Here is a 16,207-nt window from a genome sequence, read left to right on the forward strand (position 1 = left end):
AGCCACTTAAATTATTAAGTAATGCAATAAATTGGTGTGCATATCTATTAACCAAGTCATCATCAAATTTCGCGCAGTTATAATCAAGTTGCAGTGACCATTGCTCACTAATACAAGCAATATTACAGCTCAACTCAAACTGCCCAAATTGTGCAGAGCTAGTTATATTTTTTGTCATCAATCCATTAAAATCTGGCAGTTTGTGTACTTTGTCTAGATTGAACATAACCGTAGGTAAAGATTTATTTTGATCTGCCAATGCAGAAAATGGAAAATGCTGGTGGTCAAAGGCATTGAGTAATTGCTTTTGTGTTACTTTAATAAGTTCAGCAATGTTTTGACAGCTCGACACATCAACCACGATTGGCAAAATATTAGTACAGTACCCCACTAATTTCGTATCTAATACTTGTGGTTCAAATTGATTATCAAGCAATTGCCTGTCTGATACAGGAATTAACACCGATACAACGTTTTGCCGAGTTAGCTTATTTAGCCACAATATATAAATAGCTAACAAGGTAGCAAACTGGCCACAACCTTGTCCTTTTGATAGCGCGCTTAGATTGTTTATTGCTGGCTGTGATATCACATACATTAAGCTGCGAACCTCATAGCTGGTAGCACTTGGCGCATTAGTTCTAGCAGGCAGTGTAAGTTGAGAAACCGCACTTAATTGCTCAAGCCAATATTGCTCATCTTTTGAATATTTTGATGATTGTCGGTAGCTTGCTAGTGCGTCGATATAGTCACGATAATCAATGAACTGATGAGTATCAGGGACAGAATTTTCATTATAGTACTGCGCAACAGCACTGATTAACTGTGTTATCGCTATACCGTCATACAACAAGTGGTGGGCAACAACCGTCAAGTAATGAGTATTTTCCGCAGTTTTAATAAGTGTAAAACGACACAGCCTGTCGCTTTGAAAATCAAATGACTCATACCTTAACTCAGCAAGTTTATGTGATATGGACCGATCATTTTGGCATATTTCATTGTGCAAAAAATGTGTCTGTTTGGATACACTTCGATGGCATAAATCATCCGGGTCGACCCCAAAACCTAGTACCGGGATTTTTTTATGAAGTGTCTCAATCGCCTTAGATAAACGCTTAACATCCAGCTGCCCGCTCAGCTTTACTGTCCCTTGAAGATGATATGCTAAGGCTCCCTTTCTAGTGCGAAGTCCTAGCGCCAATAACTGCTGCTGCGCTTGGCTCAGTGGATAAGCACATGTATTAAGTTTAGTGATGTTACTGGCTTTATTTGCAACACCAAAATATCCCGCAGATTGTAAGCTGACGACACTGCCTTTTACTGCCGCTATAATGGCTTCAACATCATCATTAGTATGAGCATCACTTAAAAAACAATTTCGCCCTTCCCATATAAACACACCGCGATTGAGCATTTCATAAAAGAATACGTCTAGATTTTGATTGAATCTGAATCGGAATAAAGATGTAAACGATTCCACTTTGATAGGTACATTAGTTTCTTCAAAAAACGTATTAAGAGTGCTTTTTAAGTAAGTGGTTTTATCCGCTATATCTGCTTGGCATTGCGCACCACGTTTTTTTATTTCATTGAGTACGGCTTTGGCACTGGCCATTGCGAGTGGGTGCTTACAAAAAGTACCAGCAAAAAAGGTCGTATCAGCTTTAGGGTAAGACTTATCACCGTACTGCCATGTACCACCATCTATCGCATCTAGGTATTTAGCACTGCCTGCAACAACACCAATTGGCAAGCCTCCCCCGACAACTTTTCCATAGGTAGCCATATCGGCTCTGATACCCAACATAGCTTGAACACCACCTGGGTGAGCACGGAATCCAGTGATCATCTCATCAAAAATCAAGGCGATACCCAGCTCCGTGGTCACTTCTCGAAGAGCGTGTAAAAAGGCCCAGGGCTGAAGTTCAGGGTGGCGACTTTGCACTGGCTCGACAAGCACCGCAGCTATTGAGTTTGCATTGGCCCGAATCACGCTAATTGCTTCATCAGCGCCATAGTCTAATACGATGTTATCTGCAACGGTCCCTTGTCTAATACCTGAACACATTGGCTCCACTTTGCTACCATCTGGTGTTGGGTGAGCTAATGTTCCGTCATAATGACCATGATAAGCCCCATTAAATTGCACTATCTTGTCACGCTTACTAACAGTGCGAGCTAGGCGCACCGCAGTCATAACAGCCTCAGTGCCAGAATTACAAAAAGTAACTCGTGCAAGGCCCGTAAGTTCACTAATAAGCTCTGCCACATCGCAAGCTACAGGGCTTGCTAATCCTAGTTGAAGCCCTGCATCTATTTGCTCATAAAGCGCTTGCGTAATAAATTCACTCTTGTGACCAAATAAATTAACCCCAAAGTCCATAGTAATATCGATATATTCATTATCATCAATATCCCAAATACGCGCGCCTTGACTTCGCTTAGCAAAAACAGGATAAAGCATTTCTTTGCTCGATAACCGAAAACCAGCTGAAGCTCTGCAATCAGAAAGATGCGCTCGATGTTCAGTGACTAACGCCTTAGAGCTGGTGGTTTTTTGGCAATAAGTATTGGCTAAATTCTGTTGGTGTATTTTTACTTGTTCATTATCTTGATGTATTGCCAATTGATTTAATTTAAAACCGGGAAGTACACTGTCTATTTGCGCTGCACCTGTGTTTACGGTTGCATTTTTAGTGACTACAGAGGTATTACTGTGTTCACTTAATTTAGATTGTGAACTGTGGCTAATTTGCATGTTTTGAAGCAGTTGTAATTGTTTAGTGCTTACTGCTTCGACACTTAACCGAGCTTGCTCGCAAGTTACACTGGCAGCTGCTTGCAGTTGCTCTTTGCAAATCGATTCTAATACATGCTCATTCAAACCAAGCGATTTATGCATAACCTCAACAGGAACTTGTACTTCGCTTTCATTCACCACAGCAGCCATATCTTCGGTTTGAATCAGATAGTCACTATGCTTTTCAATATATTCAACTAAACGAGACACAGAACTTAGTTCTTCATAAAACTGTCGCACGCTAAACTCTAATGTAAATTCTTTCTCATACGTTCTCACGGCCTGCATGATCATTAATGAATCTACCCCCATTTCTAGCAACGGTTGTTGTATATCAATATTTTGTGCAGGAATAGATAACAAAGTCGCCAATGTATTGAGCACATACTGCTTAATCACTTGGTGACGATTAATATTTTGAGGAACAGAAGCTATTTTTGAACTTGATTTTGCAACTTGGCTTTGTAAACCAATCCAATAACGGTCTTTAGCAAATGGATACGCTGGTAATGGCTGCCTAACAACCCCTTGTTGAGGGTAAATTGCTTGCCAGTCCAACTGTGCACCTATCTCAAACAAACGAGCAAGTGTACTAAGCAATCTAAGTTTATCATCTCCTTTGGGGTTCAGTACTGAGACAAACTCGCTGTTAGCACGAGGCAAGTTTTCTTGTACCAATGTACTCAGCACTGCTTTTGGACCTATTTCTAATACACAGAAATATTCACTATCTTTAAGTACATTAAGCGCATCAGCAAATTTAACGGGCTGAACAATTTGTTCAACCCAATACTGTGGTTCACACAATGCCTCACGTTCTAGTTGGCCCGTGACTGAGGAGATAAAATCATAGCAAGGTAAGTGAAATGAAATACTCTCAGCCACATTTTTAAATTCCGCTAGCATGGGTATCATTAATGGTGAATGAAATGCTCGAGCAGTATTGAGCTTTTTAAATTTTATCGCTTTTTCGTTTAACTGTGTACATATCGCTGTAATGGCACTATCACTGCCAGAAAATACCACACCACTGTGTCCATGATACGCTGAAATTGCAGCCTCATTTTTGTGCTGTGCAATCAATTGATTTGCTAAAACTGCATCACAACGCGCTGATACCATAGTGCCGGTTGCTTCAAGTTGGTGCATTAAAAGTGCCCTTGAAGATATCAATTTAATCGCATCGGCTAAAGAGAACACACCAGCAATACAAGCTGCAGCATATTCACCCACACTATGCCCTAGTAACTTATCTGGTGTTACACCAAAACTAAGTAGCAGCTTTGCCAGTGCATATTCAACGACAAATATCGCAACCTGAGCCCACTTCGTTTGCTCTATCTCATTCTCAGCACCATCATATAAAACCTCTATAAGCCGTTTTCCTAATGAATTAGCAAGCAATTCGTCACATTCGTCTATCGAACTTTTAAAAACATCATGAGATTCATATAAAGATCTGCCCATTCCAGCGTAATGAACACCTTGACCCGTAAACAAAAACACATTTTGCGGTATTAATGACTGACTACTTGGCTCTGATGTTTGATGGTTCGCTAAGCTATTTAGCAACTGTGTACGTGACAAACCAACTAACGCTGTTTTAACGCCTTTTAAATTTGGTCTATGGGCAGTGGTATGTATTAATGCATCGAATTGAGTTGCATCAAGAGTCTCTAATCTTCTTTTGTAATTTGCGACCAGTGCGCTAAGAGATTCAGAGGTTTTTGCAGTTAAGGGTAAAATATACGCTATGGTACTTGCTTCAAGATCTATAGACTTAAGCTTTAAAGATGGTCTATTTTGACAAATAACATGCGCATTAGTCCCGCCAAAACCAAATGAACTTACCCCAGCAAACGCTTTTCCCCGTTTACACTGAGATATTTGGCTGGTTTTTCCGTTCACAGAAATTGCTATTTTGTGCCAAGGAATGTGTGAATTGAGTGTGTCGGTATAAGGCTGGCCTGGGATCTGACCATGCTCTAAGCAAAGTAACGTTTTAATTAGCCCTGCGATACCAGCCCCTGATTCTAGGTGACCAATATTTGCTTTCGCCGACCCCACTATAAGTGGGTTCATTTTGCGTCTACCAACACCATACACTTTGTTTAATGCCGTAACCTCGATCGGATCACCCAACTTAGTACCAGTGCCATGCGCTTCCACATATTGAATATCAGATGCTGATAATTGCGCGTCATCGAGTGCAGCTTGCAGCACTTTTTGCTGTGCGCCACCACTTGGGGCCGTCAGGCCATTACTACGGCCATCTTGATTAATTGCGCTGCCTTTTAGTATTCCATAAATTGGGTCATTATCAGCAAGTGCTTGTGCCAACGGCTTTATAACTAAACAACCAACCCCCTCGCTACGTACATAGCCGTTAGCGTTATCAGAAAAAGTCTTACAATGTCCATCAGGTGCGAGCATTTGGGCATTTTGACACGCGTCTGTTACTTCATTACTAAGTATTAGGTTTACACCAGCAACCAAACACACTGGCACTTTGCCTGAACGCAATGCTTGCATCGCATGATGTAAGGCTACCAATGAAGATGAACACGCCGTGTCAACCGCAACACTTGGGCCTGTAAAATCATAGGTATAAGACAAACGATTAGCCGCGATACTGAGCGCTGTACCAGTCCCTAAATAAGGGTTTTCAGTTAATTTATTAGTGGATAAAGTAAAGTAATCACTTTGCGAAATACCAACATAAACACCCACTGCCTGACCCGCTAGTTCTGCAGGTTTATAACCCGCCGCTTCAATTGCATGATAACTTGTCTCTAATAGCAACCTATGTTGTGGGTCGATATATGTTGCTTCTGTAGGTGATAATGAAAACATCGCTGGGTCAAAACACTCAACCTCTTGCAAGTAGCCACCCAATCGATTTTCATTTAATTGTGGGCAAAGTTCCTGCCTAGCTTTACCTACCGCTGAAATTGCATCTTGCTTATCTATAAGCAACTGCCAATATTCATCAATATTATCAGCTTGTGGGTATCTGCATGCCATCCCTATTACCGCAATATCACCGTCAAGAGAAGGTGATGATTTGCTGTTTGATTTACTGGCCGAAGGTGTTTGTTTACCTTTATCAAAAACTGATTGTTGTTCGACTCTGGAAAATGCTTGTTTTACTTCATCAAATTCGCACAAATATTGAGTTAGTTGAGCAATACTTGGGTACTCGAACAGCACAGTTGCTTCTAATTCTATATCGTGGATTTCCATCAACTCACCGGAGATCCTTACTGCTTTCATAGAATCTATTCCCAATGATTGGAATGTTGCATCAATGTCTAATGACTGAGTACTTGTGTCTAATTCAAGTGCAACCACGTCTTTTAAAGCTCGCAGTACCGCGCCTTCTAATCCTTGATTGACAGTCACCTTTGGCTTTGATTGCAGCGTTTTAACACTTGTTCTAGATCGCGCTATGACTTCAAAACTATCATTCAAATAATACTGCTTATTTTCTTGGCGCTGTATTTTCCCACTAGATGTTTTTAAAATTCGACCTGGTTTAATCAACAGTAATTCAAAAGGAGTTACACCATGGTTTTGGACTATCGCTTGTGTCACTGCAGAAAAAACAGCATCTGCATCAAGCTTTCTAATTGCTGTACGCTTAACTTGCTGAACAACTACCAATCCCTCTTCACCTTTATCGGTGATCACCGAAAATGCCGCTCCTCCATTATTATCAAGTGCGCTATGTGACTCGGTTACGCTTAATTCTATGTCTTGTGGGTAATAATTTTTTCCTCTAAAAATCAACACATCTTTACACCTACCCGTCACATAGAGTTCGTTTTGGCAAACAAAACCAAGATCACCCGTTCTTAAATAAGGCCCATCTTTTGCATCAATATAGGCGTTAAATGTGGCATCAGTTGCTTGTTCTTGCTGCCAATACCCCCTTGCAACACTCTCTCCTTTCACCCAAATTTCACCAACTTTTGAGTCTTCTAAACGCTGCATGTTTTGAGGATTAACAATAGCAATATTATGATCATGCCATGTCACTCCGCACGAGACGGCATAATAAGATTGCCCTGATTGCTCATCGTTTAGTTCACAAAAAGGCGCGCCTTGGCGATATGGCGTCTTAATTACTGCGTTACCTTTTTTAATTTGCTGCTCATCTAGATGCAGTACCTTAGCACCTTCAAACAGCTTTCCTCCGGTTGCGAACAACGTTGTTTCTGCCATGCCATAGCATGGTGAGAGCGCTTCTCGTTTTAAACCGCACGATTTAAATTTTTGATAAAATCGCTCAAGTGTGCTGGCCCTAACTGGTTCTGCGCCATTTAATGCACGGCGCCAGTTAGATAAGTCTAATGTGGCGAGATCTTTATCTTTGATGGTGTCAACACACAAGTCATAAGCAAAGTTAGGCGCACTTGAGGTAATCCCTTTACTATCACTTAAAAGTTTTAGCCAACGAAATGGCTTTTGGAGAAAGTAAGTCGGATTCATTAATACCGCGGGTGCACCAATATAAATCGGATGTAAAATCCCAAAAATGAGCCCCATATCATGAAAATGTGGTAACCAACTAACGATTGGTGTTGTTTCATTATGACCAAATGCAACCTTCATCATTTGTTCATTGTTTATAATGTTATGGTGATCAACCATCACACCTTTGGGGCTACCTGTAGAGCCAGATGTATACTGTAAAAATGCCAAATCATTTGGCTTTAAATCAATCTCTTTGGACGCTTGCTGATCAGATTGCTCTGTTGAGAATAAATCGGTGATATAAATAGGTAATGACTTTAAACTGGTTTCTGATTCAAATAATGGCCTAGCAATTTCGTTAATTTTAGCCGTTGTTAACGCCCCAGCAGCGCCAGCATCTTCGATGATGCTGCGTAATCTATCAATATTTTGATTTTTTTTAGGGGGATATGCTGGTACAGCTACTACCCCAGCATAAAGACACGCAAAAAACGCTTCTACAAATTCAAACCCTGAATTATAGAGCAGCAGCGCTCGGTCGCCTTTTCTGAAATGCACTTTTAGGTGTGAGGCAATTAACCTAGCATTTTTGTCTAACTGGAAGTATGTAAGGGTTTTACTGGGTTGATCATCATCGAAAAAATATTGATATGCGACATCATTGCCACGTGTTTTAGCTAAATAAACTAAAGACGTTACTATATTTGTATTCATTCCGTGTCCAAAAACGATAAGTACAACGCACAAAGACAATAAAAATTGTATTCATCTGTGGCGTTGAACATTTACGATTCATAATTGACAAAAATCAATTATTGCATTTAAAGTAGTCGTTGCATCATTAGGCATAACTACTTTGTATACTTCTAACGACATCCAGCACTACAACGCTGATTAATTGATCCAAACTAAAATAACCACAGAAAAACTGTTATTACATTAAGTTAGTAGCAAACAGAAATCATAAATCTCGTATAAACGACAACAGAACTACAAATAATTTCTTTAAACTTAACAATCAATATAAATTGTTCAAAAGCCAAGCTATTATTAAATTGTAAACCAAAAAACAAAAACAAAACAACATAAAAACAAAAAATTAACATAAAAATAAATATTTACTGACGTTAAACAGTAAATGATGTTAGCAGGCTTGAATACAAAAGTGCATTACAGGCGGTTACATCTAAACATAGCGCTAAAAGCCCACAAGATTGTTCAAAAATAATACCTTTTATATTTAATAACAATTAAGCCTTGAATTTATAAAAAGCTTAGCCTAACTAATTTATTTTGCTAATTTTTTTACTATTTGTCTTTCAAAAAATAGTGTTTGCATTGAGTGATTTACAATATGTACAAGGCTGTTGGTAGGATAAATAAAAATTAATGCATTTCATTGGCAGTCGCGTTCTATGGGTGTAGGAACAAGTGAAGAGATTATAATATTACTTTTTAAGTTAGTGTGTTATCCCCCGCCAATACTTGTAATAACGTGACTAATTTAGCATCAGTTTTTACCTTTTAAGTGCACCTTTGAAAAATAACAGCTGCGATTTAAAATTATCAAATACCTAAATCTTGAATCACATCTCTTAAGATACTGAGCGTGCATCTAAATAATTTAGATGCCGCATTTAGGGGGGGCTCTTTGAGGTATGAATTTTGTTCTAATCAAAGGCTTTCAATGCTAGGAATTGGCTATGTAAGTAATCTATGTGAATTGCTCATGACAACGTAGTGTGAGCCTGAGGACAGTGCCATTGGGTACTTTTCTACGTTATCACTTGACTTACATAGAATAGCTAGGGGTACAGGCTTTACCTTGCCAATATACCCGAGTGACTGCAACAAAACACACAGCAAAGATCAACACGCCTAATAAGCATATTACCTATTCTATTTTATCGCATATCGGTTTATCTAGCACAACATGGCTGGCATCACACGCAATAAATGATTGCCCATCTACGCCTATAAACTCCCCAGCCCAATCACTTGCATTGGCTTTAATATCAATGGCTAAATAACCAAACTTACCTTGTGTATTAGTAATACTCATTTGTTCATCAACCTTAACAGATACACTTTGGTTTGATTGTTTACTGCTTAAGCTGACACCGCTATTGCCTACAACAATTTGAGGGGGCCTGTGACTATTTTGCTGTGGTGTGATCGACTGGTAAATATGCATATGTCCAGACAGTGATAATGCAACCTTCAATGGCAACATGCCCGCTTTAGTATTTGTAAGCGCTACTTGAAGTTGCTTATTGAGCGTATCCAAAGGCGATACGCTATTTACACCCCATATAGGCCGATGCGTCATAACCCATGTAGGATTAGCAGAATTGCTAGCGAAGGCATTTAGGTGTTCAAATTGCTCGGTGTACTGGGCAGTTAATTGATTACTTGCCAACTCATCACACGCGTTTGCCGAATCATAAACCCAAATGTTTAACCTTTTTAATGGTAAAGCATAGGGCTTTATCATAGCGATATGATTAGCCGCAGTTTTTGGTGGGGTGTTAAAATCACCTTGAAAAGGGCAAGATTGTTGATTAACTGATTGCTTGAATTGCCCGCCAGGGCCAAAAAAATAGAACCAACCGATACCGGCCCTGGAACACAATTCATGATTACCACGAGCAAACACCCAAGGAGCACTGCTCATTAACTTCTTGGCGGGTTTAAAAAAGTCTAATTCCCAGCTTGACCATGTATCAGGCTTAGGGCTATTTTTAGCGTTTTGACTGTAGTAAGTGTCTTCTAACCCACAACTTTTGCCACCATAACCACCGTCACCCGCATCATAAGCATATATATCCCCATTATTAATACTACCCGATGTACCACGGTAGTTATAATCCCCCATGTGCAGTAATAAATCGGTATTATTTTGTGCTGCTATATCAGCTAATGTTTTAAAAGGTTCTGCTGCTTGCTGTTTACATACTTTAGTTTTACAGCCTGTATCACCAAATATCTGAACATTACTAGGGTCTAAAGATGCCTTTGAAAGCTGCAGGTTACTTCCTTTAACTTGGTAGCGAGTCTCTGGCTCTAATATGACTTCACACACAGTAACAGGAAACAGATTTGCCGCTGGCTTCAAACCCCTTAATACCGTTGCTAATACCTTACCATGCTCGCTAACGATTTCAGGACATAACTGTGAACTTGCTAAGTCTCCTTGAACGATTACTCGCCCATATACAAGTATTGTTCCTGTATTAGAAGGCGCCAACATGGAGTACGCAAATAGTAGGTCATTTCGAGTAGTTGCATTACTTTTACTGCTTGGCTTTACACAGCCAAAAAGTAATACAATGATAGTTATAAGGACACAGAAGGTACGCATAAATATATTCCTTTAATAAAGTATTAAGTAGATTCTAATAAACAATAAATTATTCACACGCTTTTTTCATAAAAAACGCCAGCAAAATGCTGGCGTTTTTATCAACTGCGTATACTTATTAAAGGTTCTCTTTAAAAAGCTTATGAATACGTCGGTATTCATCTAACCAACTTGATGGTTGTCTAAAGCTATGAGGCTCAACTGGATAAATTGCAGTTTCAAACCCTGTTTTCTCAAGTTCAATTAATCTCTGTACTAACCTAACAACATCTTGGAAGAATACATTGTCATCAAGCATCGGCGCATTAATTAGCAACTCATTTTTCAACCCCTGTGCAAAGTACATTGGCGAGCTTCTTTCATAAGCTATTGGGTCTATATCTGGATGGTTCAAAATATTTGAAGTATAGCCATGATTGTAATACGCCCAGTCCGTAACAGGTCTAATTGCGGCACCGGCCTTAAACAAGTCGGGTTGCGTAAACAAAGCCATAAATGTCATAAAGCCACCGTAAGAACCACCATAAGTTCCAACTGCTTCTTTATCAACATTGGTGTGTTCGACCATCCACTTAACCCCATCGGCTAAGTCTTCAATTTCTGGCTTACCCATATGACGATAAATAGCTGTACGCCAATCTCTGCCATATCCTTTAGAAGCCCGATAATCCATGTCCATCACAACATAGCCTTCATTTGCTAATAATGAGTGGAACATAAACTCTCTAAAATAGTACGACCAACCCATATGTGCATTTTGCGTATAACCAGCACCGTGATTAAAAATCACTGCTTTACGCTTTTTACCCGTTTCGCCCTCAACATAATCTGCAGGGTAATATACTCTAGAGTAAACTGGCTCATCACCATGGCTTGACGGTATAGCAACAATTTTGGGAGCAATCAGTTTTTTATTCAAAAATTCATCAGATACTGTATTTGTTAAACGTTTTGCAACTGTATTGGGCCGAATATCTATTACATATAATTCTTCTGGCATCATTACTTTTGAATGAGTCAGCAATAGCTTTTGCTCATCAGGACTCAAGCTGTAGTCCGTTACCCCATCAAGATTAGTTAACTGCTCACGTTCCCCTGTTTGTATATCAACGCGATATATTTCATAAATACCAGGATGCTTAACATTTGCTTTAAAATATATATGCTCATCATCTTTTGCTAAGGTTAAGTTTGAAACGACAAATTTACCATCAGTAAGCTGAGTAGCTTTATCATCAAGAGGTTTACTATATACATGACTATAACCACTTTGCTCAGACAAATAATAAAGCGTATTTGAGTTGTTAAACCAACCAAAATCATTGTGGGTATAATTAATCCATGCTTCGTCGTGTAAGCGATGTTGAGATACGAGCTTATTGTTATCAAAGTCAACCGTGGCTAACCACCTATCTTTGTTATCCCACGCTTCGAGCATAAGCGCCACTTCAGTACCAGCACTATTCCATTGAACTGGAACTAGCATCCATGGTGGCATTAAGTTTATATCACGCGGTGTTCTTTGTGATTTATAAGTTTCGCCTTTTCGCTGTGCATTCTCTTTTTTGACCGCAGCCAATACGTCCTCATCAAAACCAGGTAATGTATTGTAAGCAAGTTCAGTTTGCTGCTGTGATGAAATATCAATAAATATCACAGTTGATGAATGACTTTTAGCATCTGCAACCTTACGTCGGGCTGGAACCGATTCAATATGACCATCTTGACTGACATAATTAGGCATGATATCACCGTCACCCCGCCAAGAACGAGTATCACTTATTACTGCAATTAGCTTATCTCCTGTTGGAGACAAACTTGCCTCGATGAGCTGCTTACCTTTTCCTAAATAAAAATGTGTATGAGCAATCGTACTGTTTTGTGATTGCAGGGTCTCTTTTCTCAACTGCGCATCAGCTTTATTTTTGTGCTGTAATGCAACAAACTCAATCAGCTTATGTTGCTCCTTAGCAATATAGCTGCTGGGCTCCTGTAACCCTAATGGCTTATCACTTAAGTGTAGCTTTGCAATTTCATGTGTACGCCCAGTTGATAGGCTCACTTTATAAAAAGTGTTATCTACTCGATACGCCAGTTCACCAGAGTTTAAAAACTGTAAGCTATATTCACTTTCTGAACTATGGGTTAATTGGGTTATGCTGGCTGTTTCTATTTCCTTTATAAAGATATTACCTTCAAAAGTATAAGCTTGATATTTGCCATCTTTTGAGTAAATCGCATTTTCAGCACCTAAGGTGTGAAGCTGACTAAGCATTACTTTCGCTGGTGCTGAAGTTTCACTTACCTTGAAGGTATCACGTAACTCGTTGCCCATTTGTTTTTGATTAAAAACGACAGCTTGGCTATCAGATGCCCAAAATGCGCCCTCTGGTTTGCGACTGATCCAATCTGGGTGAGCCATAGCCTGCTCCATCGTGATTTTTTCACCACCAAAATCAACTGGTGTTTGCACAATGGGTTGAACCAGACTTTGCGTTTCTACTTTATTTTTTTTCAACTGACTGGTTGTTTGACAGCCCGTTAGTATTAGGCTCGATGCCACTGCAATTGAGAGGATGGATTGTTTGATCATAGCGATTCTTATGGGTTGTTGTATTGATAGCATTAAAGCAAATGTAGGCACATATATCGATAATTTTAAGATTAATCACCGAGTTTTAAGATAAAAAAAGGCCAGTAAATAATACTGGCCAAATACTCTCTGCGCTCACATAGTCGCTGATGGACAGCGATTATGAAATGAGGCCTATCCACGCCTCAAAATATAAGACCGTGACAAATTAGAACAGTTCAATATAATTTTAAATTAATTTATCTAAAATAAGTAACAACAATACGCTGCTCACAATAACCCATAATAACGTCGCCATCGCAAAAGGACGCCACCCAGTGTGTTTTATAATTGTCTTTGAGACGCATGCACCTATTAAAAATAAAGTTGCCACAAGAATATGCTTCGCGCCAAAGTAGAGGTTCTGCCAAACAGAATCTAAATGTGGCAAAAAGCTATTACACATAGCTGCTAATAAAAACCCAAATATGAACAAAGGAATACTGGTTCGCTCTTCGCTACGCCAAAATACTCCTGCTGCGGCTGTATATGGAATAATCCACATCGCGCGTGTCAATTTAATCGTAGTGGCAATACCAACCGCAATAGGGCTATATGCCGCAGATGCTGCAACCACACTGCTAGTATCATGGATCGCCAGTGCTGCCCATGTTGCAAATTGTTCGTCACTTAATGCCAACATACGACCAATCACTGGAAATAATACTAAGCCAATCGCATTGAGAGAAAAAACGACAGCCAATGCAACCGCAATTTCATGCTGTTTAGCTTTGATCACAGGTGCCATCGCTGCAATCGCACTACCACCACAAATCGCGGTACCAAAAGAGATAAGCACACCTGTATTTCGGTTTAGACGAAATGCATGAGTAAGTAACTCACCGAGTCCAATTATCGCTGTGATACTGACAATGGTAAGTACAATAGAACTACGGCCTACTTCAATCACATCCATGATATTGACATTGAACCCTAACCCAATCACGGCAACTTTTAATAACCATTTGCTCAATGTGCTACTGTACTGTTGATATGGGTTACCAAAGAACCAAGCAAATAAGATGCCAAAAGCCAGTGCCAATGTCGCGCTTATCAAAGGCGTAAAGCTCACAACAAATAGACTAATAAAGGCAAGTTTAATTTTTTGCTGTGCTACCATTTTTTGCAGTTCCAATGCATAAAAAAACCGAGCTTAGCTCGGTTTTTAGGTTAAGCGTCTTTGAGACTTTGTGCTGTACTTGCAACCCCAGGGTAATCACGTTCACAAAGAAAATGCGTTAATTTCTCTAAACGACTTCCTAACTGTGATAAATCGTTTGCGGAGACATTTATGTGACCCATCTTACGACCAGGCTTCGCAGCTTTAGAATACCAATGAGTTGTCGTGTCACAGATACTGAGTACCTCATTTGGTATTGACGTTTGGCCTAGCACATTAATCATCGCAGTTGGTCTTAGTAATGCGGTTGAACCAAGAGGAAGACCTGCGACGGCACGCATATGATTTTCAAATTGACTAACATGGCAACCTTGTTGCGTCCAATGCCCTGAGTTATGTACCCGTGGTGCAATTTCGTTTACCAGCAACTTACCTTTAACATCAAAAAACTCTATAGCCAGTACACCCACATAGTTAAGTTCATTAGCCAAGGCATTAAATGCATCTTGCGCTTGTTGCTCAATTGCTGGCTTTGCTTTACCGGCGATTGATAATGTTAACACCCCATCGGTATGCTGATTTTCTGTTAATGAATAAGTTTTACATTGACCATTTTTATCACGCACACCAATAATCGACACTTCCCTATCAAACGGGATCATTTGCTCAGCAATGATAGTGTGTGGCAACACATCTGTACCTGATTCTAAAAACTCTGCCATTTCTGACCAAATTTGCTCGATGTCATCTTTGCTTTTTACTCGCCATTGACCTTTGCCATCGTACCCTGCTTGACAAGTTTTAACTACCATAGGCATGCCTAAGCGCTCTATTGCACTTAGAAAGTGGCTTTTCTGTGTAATGAGTTGATAAGGTGCACATGCAACTTTAGCTTTATCTAGCAAGCTTTTTTCAAGCGAACGGTCGCCACCTATTGCTATTGCTTGTGCGCCTGGGTAAAACTTACCACTTTGCGAACACAAAGAAAGTATATCATGTGGAATATGTTCAAACTCAGCCGTAATAGCATGACTTCGCTCAATTGCTTGTTCAAGCGAAAACGGCTCAACGTTAAACGTTACTGGATTGATCACCTGCTTTGAACCCACGTCATATGCAAGCACGTGTAAGTCTAAATGAGTTGCAGATAAGCTCATCATCCGAGCAAGTTGCCCTGCCCCTAAAACTAGAATATTCATATTACTGCGCTGGATTTGGGTTAGCTAATATTGTCTCGGTTTGTTCTTTACGAAACGCTTCAACTTTGGCAAAAATCTCCGGTTGTTGACAACCTAAGATCTGTGCAGCCAATAAACCAGCATTTGCAGCACCTGCATCACCGATTGCCAATGTACCTACAGCAACACCTTTTGGCATTTGGCAAATTGATAACAATGAGTCAACGCCATTAAGTGTTTTTGATTTAACAGGCACACCTAGTACAGGTAAACTTGTGAAGGCAGCCGCCATACCCGGTAAGTGTGCGGCACCGCCAGCACCTGCAATAATGACTTTAATACCACGTTCTGCTGCACTTGATGCGTAATCGGCAAGCAATTGAGGAGTACGGTGCGCAGACACAACTTTTGTTTCATACGCGATGCCAAATCTGTCCAACATCTCTGCTGCGTGTGTCATTGTAGGCCAGTCTGACTTTGAACCCATGATAATGCCAACCGTCATAATAAATCCTCGGTGTTAAAAAACGATACATTAGAAAATCATTGATTTGAGAAATAATAGGGGTAGCCAAATCAACATTAATTTTTGCGCAGTATTATACCTAAAAAGTCGCTTAATACCATTGCTTTCAGG

Annotated in this window: 6 protein-coding genes (1 of these 6 cut by a window edge); all 6 read right to left on the minus strand. The window is 39.8% G+C overall.

Annotation, left to right across the window (positions count from 1 at the left end):
* Positions 1–7,993 carry the 5' portion of a non-ribosomal peptide synthetase/type I polyketide synthase gene (locus tag OCI93_RS10800; protein WP_261626397.1) on the minus strand. 1,994 nt of this gene lie to the left of the window's left edge, so 7,993 of the gene's 9,987 nt are visible here — the first part of the coding sequence; the start codon lies at positions 7,991–7,993; its stop codon lies off the left edge, out of view.
* Positions 7,994–9,173: 1,180 nt separating this feature from the next.
* On the minus strand, positions 9,174–10,640 hold the full coding sequence (locus tag OCI93_RS10805; protein ID WP_261593025.1) for a metallophosphoesterase: 1,467 nt from the start codon (positions 10,638–10,640) through the stop codon (positions 9,174–9,176).
* A gap of 118 nt (positions 10,641–10,758) precedes the next feature.
* Entirely contained in the window at positions 10,759–13,233 is a 2,475-nt protein-coding gene (locus OCI93_RS10810) for a S9 family peptidase (protein ID WP_261593024.1), read from the minus strand.
* Positions 13,234–13,462: 229 nt separating this feature from the next.
* Positions 13,463–14,392 carry a YeiH family protein gene (locus OCI93_RS10815; protein ID WP_261593022.1) on the minus strand — a complete coding sequence of 310 codons (930 nt, stop codon included), beginning with the start codon at positions 14,390–14,392 and terminating at the stop codon, positions 13,463–13,465.
* Positions 14,393–14,442: 50 nt separating this feature from the next.
* Complete coding sequence (locus OCI93_RS10820; RefSeq protein ID WP_261626398.1) at positions 14,443–15,591, minus strand: 5-(carboxyamino)imidazole ribonucleotide synthase; 1,149 nt, start codon at positions 15,589–15,591, stop codon at positions 14,443–14,445.
* A 1-nt stretch (position 15,592) separates the two neighbouring features.
* Positions 15,593–16,075, minus strand: a complete 483-nt coding sequence (purE, locus tag OCI93_RS10825) for a 5-(carboxyamino)imidazole ribonucleotide mutase (RefSeq protein WP_261593020.1) — start codon at positions 16,073–16,075, stop codon at positions 15,593–15,595.
* Positions 16,076–16,207: the final 132 nt, after the last annotated feature.

Source organism: Pseudoalteromonas holothuriae (assembly GCF_945859825.1).
GTDB classification, from domain to species: domain Bacteria; phylum Pseudomonadota; class Gammaproteobacteria; order Enterobacterales; family Alteromonadaceae; genus Pseudoalteromonas; species Pseudoalteromonas holothuriae.